The organism is uncultured Sneathiella sp., assembly GCF_963976355.1.
Lineage (GTDB): Bacteria > Pseudomonadota > Alphaproteobacteria > Sneathiellales > Sneathiellaceae > Sneathiella.
The window spans coordinates 524,528-540,942 of the sequence record NZ_CAXBKA010000003.1 but is presented as its reverse complement, the minus strand read 5'-3'; the positions used below and the strand labels follow the sequence as shown (position 1 = coordinate 540,942).

16 protein-coding genes are annotated in these 16,415 nt (G+C 59.3%); 3 read left to right on the top strand and 13 right to left on the bottom strand.

The window, feature by feature from the left end:
- Positions 1-1,095 carry a M48 family metallopeptidase gene (locus AAC599_RS09770; protein ID WP_340150213.1) on the top strand — a complete coding sequence of 365 codons (1,095 nt, stop codon included), beginning with the start codon at positions 1-3 and terminating at the stop codon, positions 1,093-1,095.
- A gap of 1 nt (position 1,096) precedes the next feature.
- Here AAC599_RS09770 and AAC599_RS09765 read toward each other — a convergent pair whose 3' ends face one another.
- The 3 genes from AAC599_RS09765 to AAC599_RS09755 are packed head-to-tail and all read right to left on the bottom strand — an operon-like array spanning position 1,097 to position 3,336.
- The gene (locus AAC599_RS09765; RefSeq protein ID WP_340150299.1) at positions 1,097-2,374 is read right to left on the bottom strand and encodes a DNA polymerase IV; all 1,278 of its coding nucleotides are present in this window, start codon (positions 2,372-2,374) and stop codon (positions 1,097-1,099) included.
- Positions 2,375-2,386: 12 nt separating this feature from the next.
- A complete protein-coding gene (locus AAC599_RS09760) occupies positions 2,387-3,058 on the bottom strand; it encodes a hypothetical protein (protein ID WP_340150212.1) in 672 nt (223 codons plus the stop codon).
- A 2-nt stretch (positions 3,059-3,060) separates the two neighbouring features.
- Positions 3,061-3,336: a DUF3572 domain-containing protein gene (locus tag AAC599_RS09755; RefSeq protein WP_340150211.1), complete on the bottom strand. Its 276-nt coding sequence runs from the start codon at positions 3,334-3,336 to the stop codon at positions 3,061-3,063.
- Between the two features lie 172 nt (positions 3,337-3,508).
- Between AAC599_RS09755 and AAC599_RS09750 the strand changes: the two genes are divergently transcribed.
- Positions 3,509-3,871 carry a response regulator gene (locus AAC599_RS09750; protein ID WP_293962657.1) on the top strand — a complete coding sequence of 121 codons (363 nt, stop codon included), beginning with the start codon at positions 3,509-3,511 and terminating at the stop codon, positions 3,869-3,871.
- A gap of 3 nt (positions 3,872-3,874) precedes the next feature.
- Positions 3,875-5,284, top strand: a complete 1,410-nt coding sequence (locus tag AAC599_RS09745; protein WP_340150210.1) for a PleD family two-component system response regulator — start codon at positions 3,875-3,877, stop codon at positions 5,282-5,284.
- Positions 5,285-5,355: 71 nt separating this feature from the next.
- Here the strand turns inward: AAC599_RS09745 and rpmG are convergent, their stop codons facing one another.
- The 10 genes from rpmG to plsY all read right to left on the bottom strand — a co-directional run bounded on the left by rpmG (position 5,356) and on the right by plsY (position 16,412).
- Positions 5,356-5,523: a 50S ribosomal protein L33 gene (gene rpmG, locus AAC599_RS09740; protein WP_293950033.1), complete on the bottom strand. Its 168-nt coding sequence runs from the start codon at positions 5,521-5,523 to the stop codon at positions 5,356-5,358.
- 112 nt (positions 5,524-5,635) lie between these two features.
- Positions 5,636-6,793: an MFS transporter gene (locus AAC599_RS09735; RefSeq protein ID WP_340150209.1), complete on the bottom strand. Its 1,158-nt coding sequence runs from the start codon at positions 6,791-6,793 to the stop codon at positions 5,636-5,638.
- Entirely contained in the window at positions 6,786-7,442 is a 657-nt protein-coding gene (locus AAC599_RS09730; RefSeq protein ID WP_340150208.1) for an NUDIX hydrolase, read from the bottom strand. Before AAC599_RS09730 ends, AAC599_RS09735 begins: the two co-directional genes overlap by 8 nt.
- Positions 7,439-8,158 carry an NUDIX hydrolase gene (locus AAC599_RS09725; RefSeq protein WP_340150207.1) on the bottom strand — a complete coding sequence of 240 codons (720 nt, stop codon included), beginning with the start codon at positions 8,156-8,158 and terminating at the stop codon, positions 7,439-7,441. The genes AAC599_RS09730 and AAC599_RS09725 overlap by 4 nt, the downstream gene beginning before the upstream one ends.
- 61 nt (positions 8,159-8,219) lie before the next feature.
- Complete coding sequence (locus tag AAC599_RS09720) at positions 8,220-8,606, bottom strand: DUF983 domain-containing protein (protein ID WP_340150206.1); 387 nt, start codon at positions 8,604-8,606, stop codon at positions 8,220-8,222.
- Positions 8,607-8,697: 91 nt separating this feature from the next.
- Complete coding sequence (rnr, locus tag AAC599_RS09715) at positions 8,698-11,001, bottom strand: ribonuclease R (RefSeq protein WP_340150205.1); 2,304 nt, start codon at positions 10,999-11,001, stop codon at positions 8,698-8,700.
- A 31-nt stretch (positions 11,002-11,032) separates the two neighbouring features.
- Positions 11,033-13,660, bottom strand: coding sequence for a type I DNA topoisomerase (gene topA, locus AAC599_RS09710; RefSeq protein WP_340150204.1), 2,628 nt, complete (start codon positions 13,658-13,660; stop codon positions 11,033-11,035).
- Positions 13,661-13,730: 70 nt separating this feature from the next.
- Positions 13,731-14,888: a DNA-processing protein DprA gene (dprA, locus tag AAC599_RS09705; protein WP_340150203.1), complete on the bottom strand. Its 1,158-nt coding sequence runs from the start codon at positions 14,886-14,888 to the stop codon at positions 13,731-13,733.
- 41 nt (positions 14,889-14,929) lie between these two features.
- Positions 14,930-15,694: a hypothetical protein gene (locus AAC599_RS09700; protein WP_340150202.1), complete on the bottom strand. Its 765-nt coding sequence runs from the start codon at positions 15,692-15,694 to the stop codon at positions 14,930-14,932.
- 64 nt (positions 15,695-15,758) lie between these two features.
- Positions 15,759-16,412, bottom strand: coding sequence for a glycerol-3-phosphate 1-O-acyltransferase PlsY (gene plsY / locus AAC599_RS09695; protein ID WP_340150201.1), 654 nt, complete (start codon positions 16,410-16,412; stop codon positions 15,759-15,761).
- Positions 16,413-16,415: the final 3 nt, after the last annotated feature.

The following is a 16,415-nucleotide window of genomic DNA, read 5'->3' as shown; positions in this document are numbered from 1 at the left end:
ATGTCTGTTGCCGCTCGATTGTTCGATGGAAAAACCGCGAAAGCGCAGCCTGTCCTGCTGACCCTGGCCGAAGATCGGCTCTATGTCACGGCGGAAGACGGCGCGCCGGTCGGAGACTGGGCGCTGGCGGAGCTCCGGGATGAAAACCGTCCGCTGCGAGAGGATGAGCTCCGGCTCTCCCTCGATCATGAGGAAGGCCGGATTGTCGTCACCGATATCGCCTTTGTCGAGCAGTTGCGACATCTCTGCCCAACCCTGCAAAAGCGCCGGTCTGCGCCCAAAGGATGGTGGCGGCCCTATGCGTTCTGGGGCGGCGGCGCGGTACTGTCGGTGGTGCTTATCTTCACCGTTATCCTGCCGCTTCTGGCCGGGCAGGTCGCGCGTCTCCTGCCAATGGAAACCCGCGAGCAGATTGGCAGTCAGGCAACGGATTTCATTGTTCAGTCGATTGCGCGGCGAAACGGGACAACACCGGAAGCCGTCACCTGCTCCAATCCGGAGGCGGAGGCGGTTTTGCAGAAGCTGGTCAGCTTGCTGCAGAACGAGGCCGACGCGGATGAAACTGTCCGCAATATTACGGTGGTAAAGACGAAGCAGGCGAACGCCTTTGCCCTTCCGGGCGGACAATTGATCATTTTCTCAGGCCTGCTTGATCTCGCGGATCATCCGAACGGTTTTACCGGCGTTCTCGCCCATGAAATGGCCCATGTGGCGCATAATCATCCAACGCGCCTTTTTGTCACCAATGCCGGGGTGGCGACCGTTTTAAGCATCCTGCTGGGTGATGTGACAGGGGGAACCTTCCTCGCGGCGTTGGGTCAGATGACCCTCGGCTCCGGCTACAGCCGCGATTTCGAGCGCGAGGCGGACCAGTCCGCAATTGAACGGATGCAGGCGGCGGGGCTTGACGTGTCCCCGATGGCGAATCTCATGCAGAAGCTCGGGGAGCAGCCGGGCTCGGAGAGCTTCCTCTCCTTCCTCGATAGCCATCCGGGGTTCGAGGAACGCGTCGCGACGCTGACGGCGGCTGGAGATAACGGCAGCAACGCCCTGAGTGAGACGGAATGGGCCGTGCTTCAGGGGTTCTGCAAATAAGTCAGCGTTTGGCCGTCAGGCCGCGGCCCTTGGAAATCACAGCATCACCGAACTTCTGCCGGAGCTTGTCCATGGCCGTCTCGACGTCCTTGTCATGGCCGCTTTTCGCGCTGAGCAGGTCCGGCCGGTCGGCATCTTCCAGTTCGCCGAAACTGCTGATCCCGACGCCGATCAGGCGGAAGTTGCGTGTCGGCACGACCTTTTCCAGATGCGGCTTGACCTCGCGATACAGGGTTTCCGCAAGCTGGGTCGGCTGGGACAGGGTATGGCTGCGGGTGATGGTTTTGAAATCTCCCGTTTTGAGCTTGAGCGTGATAGTCTTTCCGGCCTTGTTCGCCGCTTTCAGCCGTTTCGAGACTTTCTCGCAGAGCGGCCAGAGGCGGGCGAGGAGAATGTCGATGTCATCAATGTCGGTGCTGAAGGTCGTCTCCGCCGAGATGCTCTTGGCCTTGAGGTCGGCTTTTACCCGCCGGGTGTCCTCCCCGCGGGAGAGATGGTAGAGCCGTTCCCCCATCACGCCGTAGCGTGCCACCAGTTCAGCCTTCTCCCGGTGCTGAAGCTGTCCGATGGTGGTGATCCCCTCGCTCGCCAGCTTGCGGTTGAGGGCCTTGCCGACGCCCCAGATCTGGCTGACCGGGCGGGGAGCAAGGAAATTGAGGGCTTCCGCTTGGCCGATCACCGCGAAGCCGTTCGGCTTGTCGAGGTCGGAGGCGAGCTTGGCCAGATACTTATTGTAGCTGAGCCCGACGGAGACGGTAATGCCGATTTCCCGCTCAATCTCGCGGGCCAGCCAGGCCATGGATTGCGCGGCATTCCGGTGATGCAGCATCTCCGTGCCCGCGAGATCGAGGAACGCTTCATCTAGCGATAGCGGCTCTACATCCGGTGTCAACCGGTCATAAAGGGCGCGGATTTCCCGGCTGACCGCGGCATACTTCGAAATATCCGGTGGGATGATCGTGGCATCGGGACAGAGCCGTTTCGCCTTGAACAGCGGCATGGCTGATCGCACGCCTGACATGCGGGCGATATAGCAGCAGGTGGAAACAACGCTGCGCGGGCTGTCATGGGCAATGATCAGTGCTTTCGAATTCAGCGCCGGATTGTCCCGCTTCTCCACCGCGGCATAGAAGGCGTCGCAATCGACATGCGCCAGGGTGAGGGAGAACAGCTCCGGATGGGTCAGGGTTCTCGGCGAACGGCAGCTCGTACAACGTCTGTCATGGCGCAGCTTTTCATCGTCAAGGATCGTGAGGCAGTTGCGGCAGAGACTGGCGATGTTCCCCTCCCGTCAATACTCGCCCGTCTCGATATGACGGATGATATGAGCGCATATGTCCGGCCAGCCGTAGAGCCGCGTGTGGCAATGTTCCGCCGGGCCCAGCAGTTTAGACAGTCGGTCATCGGCGATATAGTGCAGCCGGTGGACATGCGCCGCATGGCGGTTGACCGAGCTGTGGTTATGCGGGATATCGTCGATGAAATAGGCGGGCGCGTTCAGGTCGTGGGTGAGATAGCGGACGACTTCCCCCTTGCTGCCGACATTGGCGATCAGCGGGAAATCCATGCCGTTGCCTTTCAGGCCCTCCAGGCGTTTGGCCGCATATTTCGGCGGCACATTGCTGAGCACGACCACTTGTGCATGTTCGCTGAGAGTGGCCAGTCCCTCGGCGGCACCGTCAACGGCCGCAAGATGCGCGCAGCGCTGATCGAAAAAGTCGGTGAGCAACGCGCCGACTTCCTGTTGCTCAATCGGCTGTTTGTTGCTGATCCGGCGGATATTCCCCGTGAGCGCAAAGGAACTCCAGTCGAAAAACAGCTCTCTAGTTCCCAGGAATTCCTCTAGGCCAGCCATGAAATTGAACAGTACTTCGTCCGCGTCCGTGATGACCAGAGGCCGTTCCCGGTCGAGGGACAGGGTCTCTAGCTGCGGGCGAACGTCGTCGTGGATGCCGGTAAACATGATCAGTAATCCTCCACCGGGGCGCCGGGCAGGAACTGCCGCGCGCGCGCTGGGCTGGTTGCCTCCAGATTCGCCTCCGTACAGAAATCGATCAGAATATCTTCATGGGCCAGCAGGAAATCAAGAACACCCGCCAGAATTTCCGCATTGTCCGCGGAATGGGAGAGATTCCGGGGATCCACACCGGTTTCCGCCAGCATCCAGCTCATGGTTTTCTCGCTTCCGGCAATAAAGGCAAGTGCCTGAAGGGCAACAATCTCGGATTTTTCGTAATTCATGAAACTTTCTACGCCCTGAAACCGTTAACGGTAAGGAAAACTTAATCATATTTCTGTTTATTGGTATCCAATGATAGTCTCAAGTGCTGAAAATTGGAAACAGGAAGCAGAGTTCGCCCTGAACTATTCCTATCTTGGCGGCATTTGAAATTGGGAATTGGATGAGTTGAACATGAAGACAGTGTTGATTGTCGAAGATAACGACTTAAATATGAAGCTGTTCCACGATCTTTTGGAAGCACATGGATATAAGACGATCCAGACCAAGGACGGAATGGAAGCCTTGGGACTGGCGCGGGAGCACTCGCCGGACCTGATCCTGATGGACATTCAATTGCCAGAAGTATCCGGGCTGGAAGTGACGAAATGGATCAAAGAGGATGAGGCGTTGAAGTCTATCCCTGTTATTGCCGTCACCGCGTTCGCCATGAAGGGGGATGAGGAAAAAATCCGCGAAGGAGGCTGCGAAGCCTATGTCGCCAAGCCCATTTCCGTCGAAAATTTCCTGAATACAGTAAAAGAGTTTTTGAGCTAGATTATGTCTGCACGCATCCTGGTCGTTGATGATGTCATTCCGAACGTTAAAATCCTCGAGGCAAAACTGTCGGTCGAGTATTACGACGTTGTGACGGCCTATAACGGTCCCGATGCCCTCGAAATCGCGCTGGAACAGCAACCTGATCTCATTCTTCTCGATGTGATGATGCCGCAGATGGACGGGTTCGAAGTTTGCCGCCGTCTGAAAGCGGACCTGCGCACAGCGCATATTCCGGTTATCATGGTCACCGCCCTGAGTGAAGCGGCGGATCGGGTGCAGGGCCTGGAATCGGGCGCCGATGACTTCCTGACCAAGCCTGTGGATGATCTTGCCCTGTTTGCCCGGGTGAAATCCCTTCTCCGGCTGAAGATGATGATGGACGAATTCCGCCTGCGTGAGGAGACGAGTTCCGAGCTTGGCGTGATCAGCATGTCCGACCGCAAGGAAGAAGCCATCCAGCGCGCCCGCATTCTGGTGATTGACGATAACGAATTCTCCGTCCGCCTGATGACTGATATCTATGCGGAAACCTATGATGTGACGCTGGAGCCGGACATGCAGGAGGCGCAGGTTCTCCTGCGCGGCGGCGATTATGATCTCGCTGTGATCAGCCTTGATTCCGCGACCCATGATCCCTTGCGTCTTTGTTCCCGTATCCGCAGCTCGGATGAAACACGGCATCTGCCGATCCTGACCCTTGTCGATGAATCAGACAAGGACAAGCTGCTTCGGGGTATGGATATCGGCATCAATGATTATGTCATGCGCCCGATCGATACCAATGAGCTGATTGTCCGGACCCGCACGCAAATCCTGCGCAAGCAGTATCAGGACAGGCTTCGGGATAATTTCCACCGCAGTATGGAACTTGCGGTGACCGACAGCCTGACCGGGCTTTATAATCGGCGCTATATGTCCAATCACCTGAATGCCATGCTGCAACGGGCGAAAATGGACTACAAGCCGGTTTGCCTGATGATCTTGGATATCGATTTCTTCAAGCCGGTGAATGATACCCATGGCCATGATGTCGGCGATGATGTGATCAAGGAATTCTCGGCCCGCATCGGCATGAGCATCCGCGGGATCGATCTTGCCTGCCGCTATGGCGGCGAGGAGTTCGTTGTCGTGATGCCGGACACGGACTTGTCGATGGCCTCCACCGTCGCGGAACGTCTACGTCGACAGATGGCCGACAAACCCTTTGTTGTGAGCAATAACAAGCTGGAGCTTGATTTGACCTGCTCCATCGGCGTAACGGTCTCGCAGGAGCAGGAAGAGGCCGACAGCCTGCTGAAACGGGCGGATGAGGCGCTTTATAAAGCGAAGAGGGACGGGCGGAACCGGGTTGTCGTTGCCCCATGCCCCGTGACGGCCTTCGCCAAATCGTCCGGTGTTGCCGCGCGATAGGCTTGATCCCGAAACTTACCCACAAAAAAGGCCGCAAAACTGCGGCCTGTTTCATTTATGCGGTAGGCAGGTTACTTGATCTTGGCTTCCTTGAAGTCAACATGCTTGCGGGCAACCGGGTCATACTTGCGCACAACCATCTTTTCCGTCATCGTCCGCGGGTTTTTCTTGGTCACGTAAAAGAAACCCGTGTCCGCTGTGCTTACCAGCCTGATTTTCAATGTTGTCGGCTTAGCCATGTCCGAAACTCCAGTCATCTTCCGCAAATGCGCGGAAGTAAATAATATCGAAGCCCGGAAAATACGGATTTAATCGGCGAAGTCAAGCGCGAGCTTGTTAATTGCGCGTTTTTTATCCCCTGCCGTCCCGCCGGAGCTGTAGCGCGGCAATAAGCACAAAGGCGGCGCAGGCCACGGCAAAGGTGAGCGGCATGCCATGCGGCTCATACATCTCCATGGCCGTGCCCGCGAGAGTCGGTCCGAACAGCCCGCCCAGGCCCCACAACATGTTGACGGCGGCGGTTGCGATGATCAGGTCACCGCCCCTGAAATGCTGCCCCATGACGACGAGGGCGATTGTGTAGGTGCCGACCACGCCGCCGCCCCAGATAATCAACAACGGCCACAGCAGATAATGGTTGAGGACCACGAACGGCAGAAGCAGCGCGCCAACCACCCCGACAATGCCGCAGCCGAGAATCACCCAGCCGCGATTATAACGGTCGGCCAGCCAGCCGATCGGCAACTGCAGCAGGATATTCCCCGCCAGCAGGGCGCTTGTCATCAGCACGGAGGTTTCAAGAAGTTGCCCGTTCTTGACGCCATAGACCGGCATCAGGGTGAGCACCGAGCCGTCAAAAAAGGCGACGAGCAGCGTTGCGGCGCTGATCATCGGAGCGATTCTGACGAAGGAGAAGATCGAATAGCTGCCTTTTTCGCCAAGATCGGGAAACTGTTTTCCCACGGGAAGGAAGGCCAGCCCGCCGGCAAGGACAATGAGCGCGGAGATGACAAACGGCCGGCTTCCTTCGGCGCCGATGAAATTGATAAGCACCGGGCCGAACGCGAATCCGAGGGTGATCGCCGAGATATAGATCGCCACCGTTCGCCCGCGGCTTTTCTCATCGGCGATTTTGTTCAGCCAGGTCTCGCTGATGGTGAACAGGACGGCCATGGACAGGCCGATCATCAGGCGCAGGAAAAACCACAGGTAAATATTGTTCGAGAGCGACAGTGCCCAGATCGAAAAGGCGGCCAGTAGGAGGGAGGACCAGAGCATCTTGCCCGATCCGAAGAAACGGGTCAGCGCCGGCAGTACCGGAGAGACAAAGAGGAATGTCAGGGACGGGAGGGAGCCCATCAGCCCGATCACGTCGCTGCCATAGCCCCATCTCTCCATGTTCAGGGAGACAAGCGGGATCGACAGGCTTAAGGAGACACCCATGATCGTCGCCGCCGCGATGATGGCAACCAGGGCGCGCCGGTTATCCACCGGCGGGGTCTCAGTCATTGTCGAAATTGCGGATAAAGGGTTTGTCCCGAAGATAGGTAAACAGAGGAACGGCAGAGCCCTCCCGCGGCATCGGTGCCGTGGCACGCTTGATTTTCCGGTCGACTTCTTCCAGCACGAATTCCGTCACGTCGATCAGCGGGACATGGTGGGTCTCGGACAAGGGGATCCAGCGCAGATCGATCAATTCGCCGGAACCGCCGAGATCGCCGCCGGTGATATGCTTCGCATCCAGCGTCAGAAACCGCGTATTGAAGCGGATGGGGCTTTTGGGTGGCGTGATCGCACGGGCAATGAAATCCAGCCGGGAAAGGTCCGGCAGAAGTGTATCGTTTTTCACATCGCCTATGACGAGGCCCGTTTCCTCATGGGTTTCGCGCACCGCCGCCGTGGCCACCGCATGCGCCATACCGGCGGGCCGGGAGAGCATTTGCTCGATCTCCGGTGCCAGCGGGGCCAGCGGTGTTACATCTGCATCCGCCCGGTCGACGCGGCCACCTGGGAAAACATAGACATCGGGGAGGAACTTGTGGCTCTTGGCGCGGCGGCCCATCAGGACATAAAGATCGTCCGGCCGCTGGTCATAAATGACAAGGCTGGCAGCATGCCGGGGTCTCACCGGTCGCAGCTTTGGGGGGTGGGAAGTCATTCTTCCGCAAAAATCCGTTTGCCATGACGCATCTGGAACATGGGAACAGGGCGGTTGGCGTCCCGCTCGGGACGGGTTTTCAGGAACGTATCCAGATGACCGATGACATGCTCCGTGATCAGGGGAATGTCGAGATTGAGGGCCTCTGGGATGGTAACCCAGCGCAAATCCAGAAGCTCGCTCGAATCCTTCATGGTGCCTTCCAGTGTCTCGGCATCAGCGACGAAAAACCGCGTATTGAAGCGCTTCTTGCGCGACGGTGGCGTGACGGCCCGGACAATATAGTCGAGTTTGGACAGGTCCGGCCCGCAGGTCGCGGTGCCGAAGTCATTCCAGATGGCAACGCGGGAGCGGCGGGGCGCCGGATAGGTTTCGGCAAGGCGCAGGCCCGTCTCCTCGAAGGTTTCGCGGATGGCGGCGACGGCAAGGGCACGGGCGCGGGCGGGTGAGCAGCCGCCCCGGACAAGGCGGGCCATGACATCATCGCGCAGGTCCCGCGCAGGGGGGATACGACCGTCGCTGGCGTCGACGCGCCCACCCGGAAAAACATAGGTATTGGGCATGAAACTGTGCCGTCCGCTCCGTTCTCCCATCAGGATTTCAGTGTTTTTGCTGCTCTGCCGGTACAGGATGAGGGTCGCGGCATCTTTCGGGCGGGGGGCTTTACTTCCGTCTGTCCGGCTTTCCGCGACGGAACGTTTCTTTTCGGTAGTCATTTTCTGGCACTTTCACTTTTTACCCGAATATGCACCGGGCAACGCCGCAAGTCCAGAGTGATTACGTGAAATCGCCGCCGAAGCCGTGCATGTAGCGGGCCCACTGGATGCCGATCAGGGCGCCTTTTATCCTTGGCAGCATCCAGAGCGCCGACACCAGACATACGGGAATCCAGATTGTCAGTTGGATCCAGGTAGCTGGGCTGTAGATCTGTTCCACGGCGACCAGGCCGGACATGGCGAAATGCAGCACGATCAGCATGGTGAAATAGGGCGGGGCATCGTCCGCACGCTGATGATGCAATTCCTCGCCGCATTTATCGCAGCTGTGATTAACCTTGATATATTTGTGGAACATCCGGCCCGCCCCGCATTTCGGGCAGCGCTGACGCAGGCCATTCAGCATGGCCTGACCAACGGATCGTTCTTCTTTAGCGGCAGTCATCATTGGCATTATTTCTCAACTTTCCCTCGAAAGATACCATTATCTGGCGATGGAGAGTATGCGGAAAAAGGCTTTGCGACACTCTGCCGCAGAGTCAGCCCTGTTCTTTCCGCCGCTGTGCCCGTTTCTTGCCCTTGGGCAGCGTGCGCTTCTTTTTCTTCACGTTCCGCGTCGTGTCCGGCTTGGCGGATCGGCGTGGTGGCGGACGTCTTGACGACCCTGCTTCCGTCTTGCCGCCATCGCGGCCGTCGATGACCTCGGCGATCATGCTGCCGGTCACGATATCGACTTCGCGCAGCCGGACGGAGAGACGGTCCGCAAGACGGAAAGTCTCGCCCGTGCGCTTGCCGACAAGCATATGCTTGTCCGCATCGAAATTGAAAAAGTCATTGCCGAGAGAGGAGATCGGCACCAGTGCATCGGCGCCCGTGTCATCGAAGCTGAGGAACAGTCCGGCCCGGGTGACGCCCGATACCTTCGCCTGGAAAATCTCGCCGACCTTATTGGCGAGGAAGACCGCGGTGAAACGGTCGTTGGTTTCCCGCTCCGCCACCATGGCCCGGCGCTCGGTTGCGGAAATATCGGTGCCGATTTCCGTGAAGGCGGCGGCTTCTTCCTCCTTCAGCCCGTCCGTTCCCAGCTTCAGTGCCGCGATCAGGCTGCGATGGATCAGCAGGTCGGCATAGCGGCGGATCGGAGAGGTGAAATGCGCATAATTGCTGAGATGCAGGCCGAAGTGATGGAGATTTTCCGGGCTGTAGACCGCCTGCGACTGGCTTCTGAGCACCAGCGAGCTCACCAGCTCCCGGTCGATCTCGTTATCCGCCTGCGCCAAGACGCGGTTGAAGCTGGCCGTGGTTACCACCTGTCCCTTGGCGAAACGGATATTCATCTCGGCCAGTGTTTCATGCAGTCCGACCAGCTTGTCGGCGGTCGGCGGTTCATGGACACGGAACATGCAGGGCTGCTTCATCTTCACCAGCGTTTCCGCCGCCGACACATTGGCCTGAATCATGAATTCTTCGATCAGGAGATGGGCAGCGAAGCGTTCCTTTTTATGGACCGCCTTGATAAAGCCGTCCTCGCCAAACTCGATCTGGCGCTCCGGCAGGTCAAGGTCGAGCGGCTGGCGCTTGGCGCGGGCTTTCTTGAGGGCTTCGAACGCTTTATACAGCGGTTCGATCACCTCGTCCCGCAGGGCTTCCGTCACGTCGTTCGGGTGGCCGTCATGGGCATCCTGGGCCTCCCGATAGGTGAGGGAGGCAACGCTGCGGATCAGGCCGCGCATGAATTTATGGCGGAGCTTGTTGCCTTCCGCATCGAACCACATCTGCACCGCCATAACCGGCCGGTCGACATTCTCATGCAGGGAACAGAGATCGCTGGACAGTTCATGGGGCAGCATCGGCACGACGCGATCAGGGAAATAGACGCTGTTTCCGCGCTTGCGGGCCGATCTGTCGAGTGCCGAACCATCGGTGACATAATGGGCGACATCGGCAATGGCGACGATTATCTGCCAGCCGCCCTCGTTTTTCGGATCGTCATCCGCCGCAGCCCAGATGGCATCGTCGCGATCGCGGGCATCCGCCGGGTCTATGGTGATCAGCGGCAGGCCGCGCAGGTCCGTCCTTTTCCCGAGTTTTACAGGCTTCGCCGCCAGCGCCTCCTTGATGACATCGTCCCCGAATTCATCGGGAATGCCATGGGCATGGATGGCGATCAGGCTGAGGGAGGCGGCGTCCCCCATCGGGCCGACCCGCTGCTTGACGCGGCCTTCGGGAAGGGCGTGGACCTTGCCTGGCAGGATGTCGCAGAGTACGACTTCCCCGGTCTGTGCGCCGAGGGAATTCCCCTCGCGGATGATAATGTCCTTTTTCAGCTTGCGGTTCGTCGGCTGCACGCGGCCGTCCTTGCCGACCTTGCTATAGACGCCGAGAACGGGGCTGGAGCGCGCCTCCAGATGGCGGATGATCCGGGCTTCATAGCTGCCGTCCTTCAACCGGTTAAGACGCGCCAGCAGGCGATCCCCGACGCCGGGGGCATGGGCGCGGGCCTTGCCGTCCGTCCGCGCGAAATGGATGATCGGCGGCGGGCCGTCCCCGGCGCTGACCGGGCGGGCGACGGCCTCTCCGTCTTCGTTCAGATGGTCCACTTCGATCACGGCGACGGAGGGCAGCGCGCCGACCGGTGCCAGCTCGCGTTTTCGCCCGCGTTCAAGCTGGCCGTCCTCGACCAGCTCTTTCAGGATTTTCTTCAGGTAAATGCGATCGGCGCCCTTGATGTTGAAGGCTCTGCCGATTTCCCGCTTGCCGACCGGCGTTTCGCTCTCTTCTATGAAGACGCGCACCTGTTCCTTGGTCGGCAGGTGGGATTTATCTCCGGTTTTTGGACTCAAAATATCCTGTTTTCTGCCAGTTTACGGCCAGTCATTCTGCGGCTGCGGTCGATTTTTTCGCAGGCGCCTTCTTTTTCGCCGCCGGCTTTTTCTTTGCCGGGGCCTTCTTCTTCGCTGTCGCTTTCTTCGCGAGCTTCGGCTTCTTGCCGCTTTTCTCCGCCCGCTCGGCAAGCAGCTTCACGGCATCATCCAGCGAGATCGTCATCGGATCGGCATCCTTCGGGATCGTCGCGTTGATGCCACCATGGGTGACATAGGCGCCGTAGCGGCCATCCTTCACATTGATATCCGCCCCGTCGTCCGGATGCTGTCCGACAACCCGGAGCGGCGGTGCCGCCCGGCCTGCGCCACCACCACGTGTCTTTGCCGCCGCCAGCAGTTCAACTGCGCGGTTCATGCCGACGGTCAGCACTTCGATGCTGTTCGACAGCTTGCCGTATTTGCGCTCGCTCTCGACATAGGGGCCATAGCGTCCGAGCCCGGCGGTAATCATCTTGCCGGTCTCCGGATGCGGTCCGATTTCGCGCGGCAGGCCGACGAGCTGGACCGCCAGGTCGAAGTCAATAGATTCGAGCGGAATATCCTTCGGGATCGAGACCCGTTTCGGCTTTTTCTTGGGCTCAGGCTCTCCCAGTTGCAGATAGGGACCGTAGGGCCCCTTGCGGAGCGTGATCATCAGTTCGGTCGCGGGGTCAATGCCGATTTCCTTCGGCCCCTCGTCGGCGGTGGTGTCCGTGTCCTCCGCATTATCCCCGAGCTTGCGCGTGAAGCGGCAGTCGGGATAGTTGGAACAGCCGATAAAGGCACCGAAGCGCCCGGTTTTCAGGCTGAGGCGGCCATCGTCGCATTTCGGGCAGGCGCGGGGGTCCTTGCCATCCTCGGTCGGCGGGAAGACATGCGGCGCGAGAACGCGGTTCAGTTCCTCCAGCACGTCTGTGACGCGCAGCTCCGCCGTGCCCTCGACGGACAGGTTGAAGTCATACCAGAAGTCGCGCAAAACCTGCTTCCAATCTATATTCGCGGCGGACACGTCATCCAGTCGCTCTTCCAGCTGCGCAGTGAAGTCATATTCCACATAACGCGTGAAGAAGGAGGAGAGGAACGCCGTGACCAGCTGTCCCTTGTCCTCCGGGATAAAGCGTTTCTGCTCAATCCGGACATAATCGCGGTCCTGCAGCACCGAAATGATCGAGGCATAGGTCGACGGGCGCCCGATGCCAAGCTCTTCCAGCTTTTTCACAAGGCTGGCTTCGGAGTAGCGGGGCGGTGGCTCAGTAAAATGCTGGTCTTCGCGGACGACATCCGTATCGACGTTCTCGCCGGACTTGACCGGCGGCAGGCGGTTGCCGTTTTCGTCATCCTGGGCGTCGTCGCGGCCTTCCTCATACAGCTTCAGGAAGCCCGGAAAGCGGACGACACTGCCGGTGGCGCGCAAGGTCTGGCCCTCGCCGTCACTGAAATCAATGGTGGTGCGCTCAAGCTGGGCGCTTTCCATCTGGCTGGCAACGGTGCGCTTCCAGATCAGCTCATAAAGGCGCAGATGCTCTGAATCGAGATATTTCGCGACCATCGCCGGTGTCCGCGACAGGTCCGTCGGGCGGACAGCCTCATGGGCCTCCTGCGCGTTCTTCGATTTGGCTTTGTAATAGCGCGGTTTTTCCGGCACATATTCCTTGCCGTATTCCTTGGCGATGACAGCGCGGGCGCCTTCGACCGCCTCATTCGCGAGGCTGAGGCCATCCGTCCGCATATAGGTGATCAGGCCCTGCGTCTCGCCGCCAAGGTTGAAGCCCTCATAGAGCTTCTGCGCGACCATCATTGTCCGCTTCGCCCCGTATCCGAGCTTGCGGGAGGCTTCCTGCTGCAACGTCGAGGTGGTGAAGGGCGGGGAGGGATGGCGTTTCGCCGGTTTCTGCGTGACATCGGAGATCGAGAAATCCCCAGACCGGACTTTCTCCGCAGCCGCTGTCGCCGTGTCGGCATCGGGGAGCGAGAATTTATCGAGCTTCTTGTTTGCAAGATGGGTGAGGCGCGCGGTGATCTTGTCCTTGTTGCCGGTCAGGAAATCCGCATCGATTGTCCAGTATTCCTCCGGCTTGAAGGCATCGATCTCCAGTTCCCGCTCGCAGATCAGGCGGAGCGCGACAGACTGCACCCGGCCTGCCGATTTCGCACCCGGCAACTTGCGCCAGAGGACCGGCGACAGGGTAAAACCGACAAGATAGTCAAGCGCCCGGCGGGCCTGCTGCGCATTGACGAGGTTCATGTCCAGCTCGCGCGGGTTGGCGATTCCCTCCAGCACGGCGCGCTTGGTGATCTCGTTAAAGACAACGCGGCTGACTTTCGCGTTCTTGAGTTTCTTCTTTTCCTCCATCACCTTCATGACATGCCAGGCGATGGCCTCTCCCTCGCGGTCCGGGTCAGTGGCGAGGTATAGATTTTCCGCACCGTTCAGCGCGTCGGCGATGGCTTTGATATGCTTCGCGGATTTCGCATCATTCTGATAATGCATGGCAAAATCCTGCTCGGGCTCCACCGATCCGTCTTTCGACGGCAGGTCGCGGATATGCCCGTAGGACGCCAGAACGGTGTAGTCCTTCCCCAGATATTTGTTGATGGTTTTGGCTTTTGCAGGTGACTCGACGACAACTACGTTCATAATAATTCCGAAGACTTTCTAGTTTTAACGGGCCTTACACACGGCCGCCATTCCGTCATATATAGAGACGCTAGGGGGCGATGGAAACCCTGTTTCCGAAATGGCGTTCTATTCTGCCTGCCAGTTCGAGTTCAAGTAAAATCGTTAAAATCACGGCGGGCGGCTGATTTGTCAGGCGGATAAGGTCGTCGATCGCGATGGGGGTGGGGCTCAGGAATTCGATGACATCGGGGCGCACCCGGTCAAGCTCCTGCTCCTCCGGTTGCAGCGGTTCGCCAAAGGGCAACAGGGGCTGTTCCGGCTCCTTCAGTGGGCGGGAGCGGATGCTCTGGAGCGCGTCGAGGATATCATCGGCGGTTTCCGTGAGGGTCGCCCCGCTCCGGATCAGGTTGTTGGTGCCCCGGGCCCTCGGATCCATCGGCGAGCCGGGCACCGCAAAAATTTCCCGCCCCTGTTCCAGCGCCATGCGCGCCGTGATCAGCGATCCCGACTTGGGGGACGCCTCGACTACCAGGACGCCGAGCGCCATGCCGGAAATGATCCGGTTGCGGCGAGGAAAATGCCGGGCCTGCGGCACCGTGGAGAAGGGTTGCTCGGCGATCACATAGCCCTGTTCATATATCTGTTCCTGCAGCCCCTTGTTTTCCCGCGGATAGGGATAGTCGATCCCGCCGCCGACCACCGCAATGGTGCCACCGTTGAGTGATGCCTGATGCGCCGCCGTATCGATGCCGCGGGCAAGGCCGGAGGCAATGACAATATTTCCCCGGCTCAGCCCGCCTGCGATCTCCTGCGTCAGCCGGATGGCGACGGCGGAGGAATTGCGGGCACCGACAATGGCCATGATATCGCGGTTCAAAAGCTGTGCATGACCCTTGATCGAGACCACCGGCGGCGGATCGGCGATCATACGCAGCGCCGGCGGATAGTCAGGCTCACAGGCGGCGAGCAGCCGTCCGCCGAAGGCGGAGAGCGCCTCTGCTTCGCGCTTTGCCTCAGCCAGCGGGCAGATGCGGATCGGCTTTTTCCGGCCACCCTTGCGGGCAAGCTCCGGCAGGGCCTCAAGGGCGTTCGCCGCCGTCTTGAACCGGCCCAGAAGCTGGAAAAAGGTGATCGGTCCGACATTTTCCGACCGGATCAGGCGCAGCCAGGCCAGCCGCTCTTCCGCTGTAAGTTCGCGTTTTTCATCCATTGGTGGAAGATGACAGAAGTCTGTCAATCGCGTCAATTGAATTTTAAGCGGTCCTCTGCGCGTTTAGGAGGATTTTATCAGAATCTTTCTTCTTCGTCTTCTGTCTGTGCGTCCCTGAAATGCGGCGACATGTCAAACAGGCTGCCGAAGAAGGACCTGCGTTTCTTGCTGGTCTGCGGCGGTGGAGAGGGAGGTTGGGCCTCCCTAGCCTCTTTCTTTTGCCACAGCGTTTCGAAAATTTCGATCTCATCGAGGACCTTCTGGTCCTCTATGCTCAGCTCCTCCTCCGGCTCTGATGGCGGTGGCGCAGCAGATTCCTTCACGGAGGTCTGATATTTGGAGTCCGGTTCGGCCATATCCCGCCTTCTCTGGGTGGGGGGTGGCGCGCGGCGGGCCTGCAAGCGGAGGCTGCGGCGCCGGGCAAGACGGTCTCTTTCCACTCTCGACGGAGCGCGGACTGTTTCCGGGGCAATTAATTCCGGATGGCCCGTTGTCCCCTCGGGCAGGACCACGTCCGGCAGTGCGTTTTCCGGGGCAAGGGAGGCAGGCATTTCCGGTGTCTCTTCCGGGAAGACTAGATCGGAGAGAGCCTCATCATTCTCGATGGGAACAGACGGTTCTGATGTCTCTGCCGGTCGGGTTATTTCGCCGGAGTCGTTTTCTGCGGGCGCGGGCTCGGCCATCGGCGGCGGGAAATTCTCCCGGAACTCGTTTTGCCGGGCGACCACCTCGGCCCGATGGCGGATGATCTGCTCGCGAAAAGTGCGGTGGGCATCCTGCTGCAGCTTTCTCAGGCGGCGGATATTCTCATCTGCGCTATGCGGCTTCCCGTCGGTCTCCATTGTCCTCTCCCCACCATAATTTCCCTTTTAAGTAAGTGGTGAGGAAAATATATTCAACCTAAGGTCAGGATTTCTTTTTGCCGATTTTCGGCTCTTCCCCTTTCAGGAGGCGGGCAATATTCTCGCGGTGGCGGATGAAAATCAGCACGGCCATGAAGAAGGCGACCTCAACGCGCTGGCTATCGCCATAAAAGGTGCCGCCGATCGGCAGGTTGGTTTTCAGCAAATACAGATAGACGGGCGCGAGCGCCGCCGCGACAAGCGCCGAAAGCGATGACATGCGGAAGATCACCGCCGTCAGCAGCCAAGTCAGGGCGACGGCGATCCCGGCGGGCCAGCTCAGGGCCAGCATGACGCCGATAAAGGTGGCGACGCCCTTGCCGCCCTTGAATTTCAGCCAGATCGGGAAGAGATGGCCGATAAAGGCCCCGCTACCCGCCAGCACTGCATAGTCCTGTGTGAAGAAGATATTGGCGAGGACGACAACAACCGCGCCCTTGCCGCCGTCGAGAAGGAGGGTGGCGAGCGCGAGGCCCTTGTTTCCGGTCCGGAGCACATTGGTGGCGCCGATATTGCCGGAGCCGATTTTCCGGACGTCGCCAACCCCGGCCATTTTGGTGAGCACCAGCCCGAACGGGATGGAGCCGACCAGATACCCGATCAGGGCGGCGGCATAATATGGCCAGGTCAGACTGAAATCACCAAGCGGATCGGGCATGTC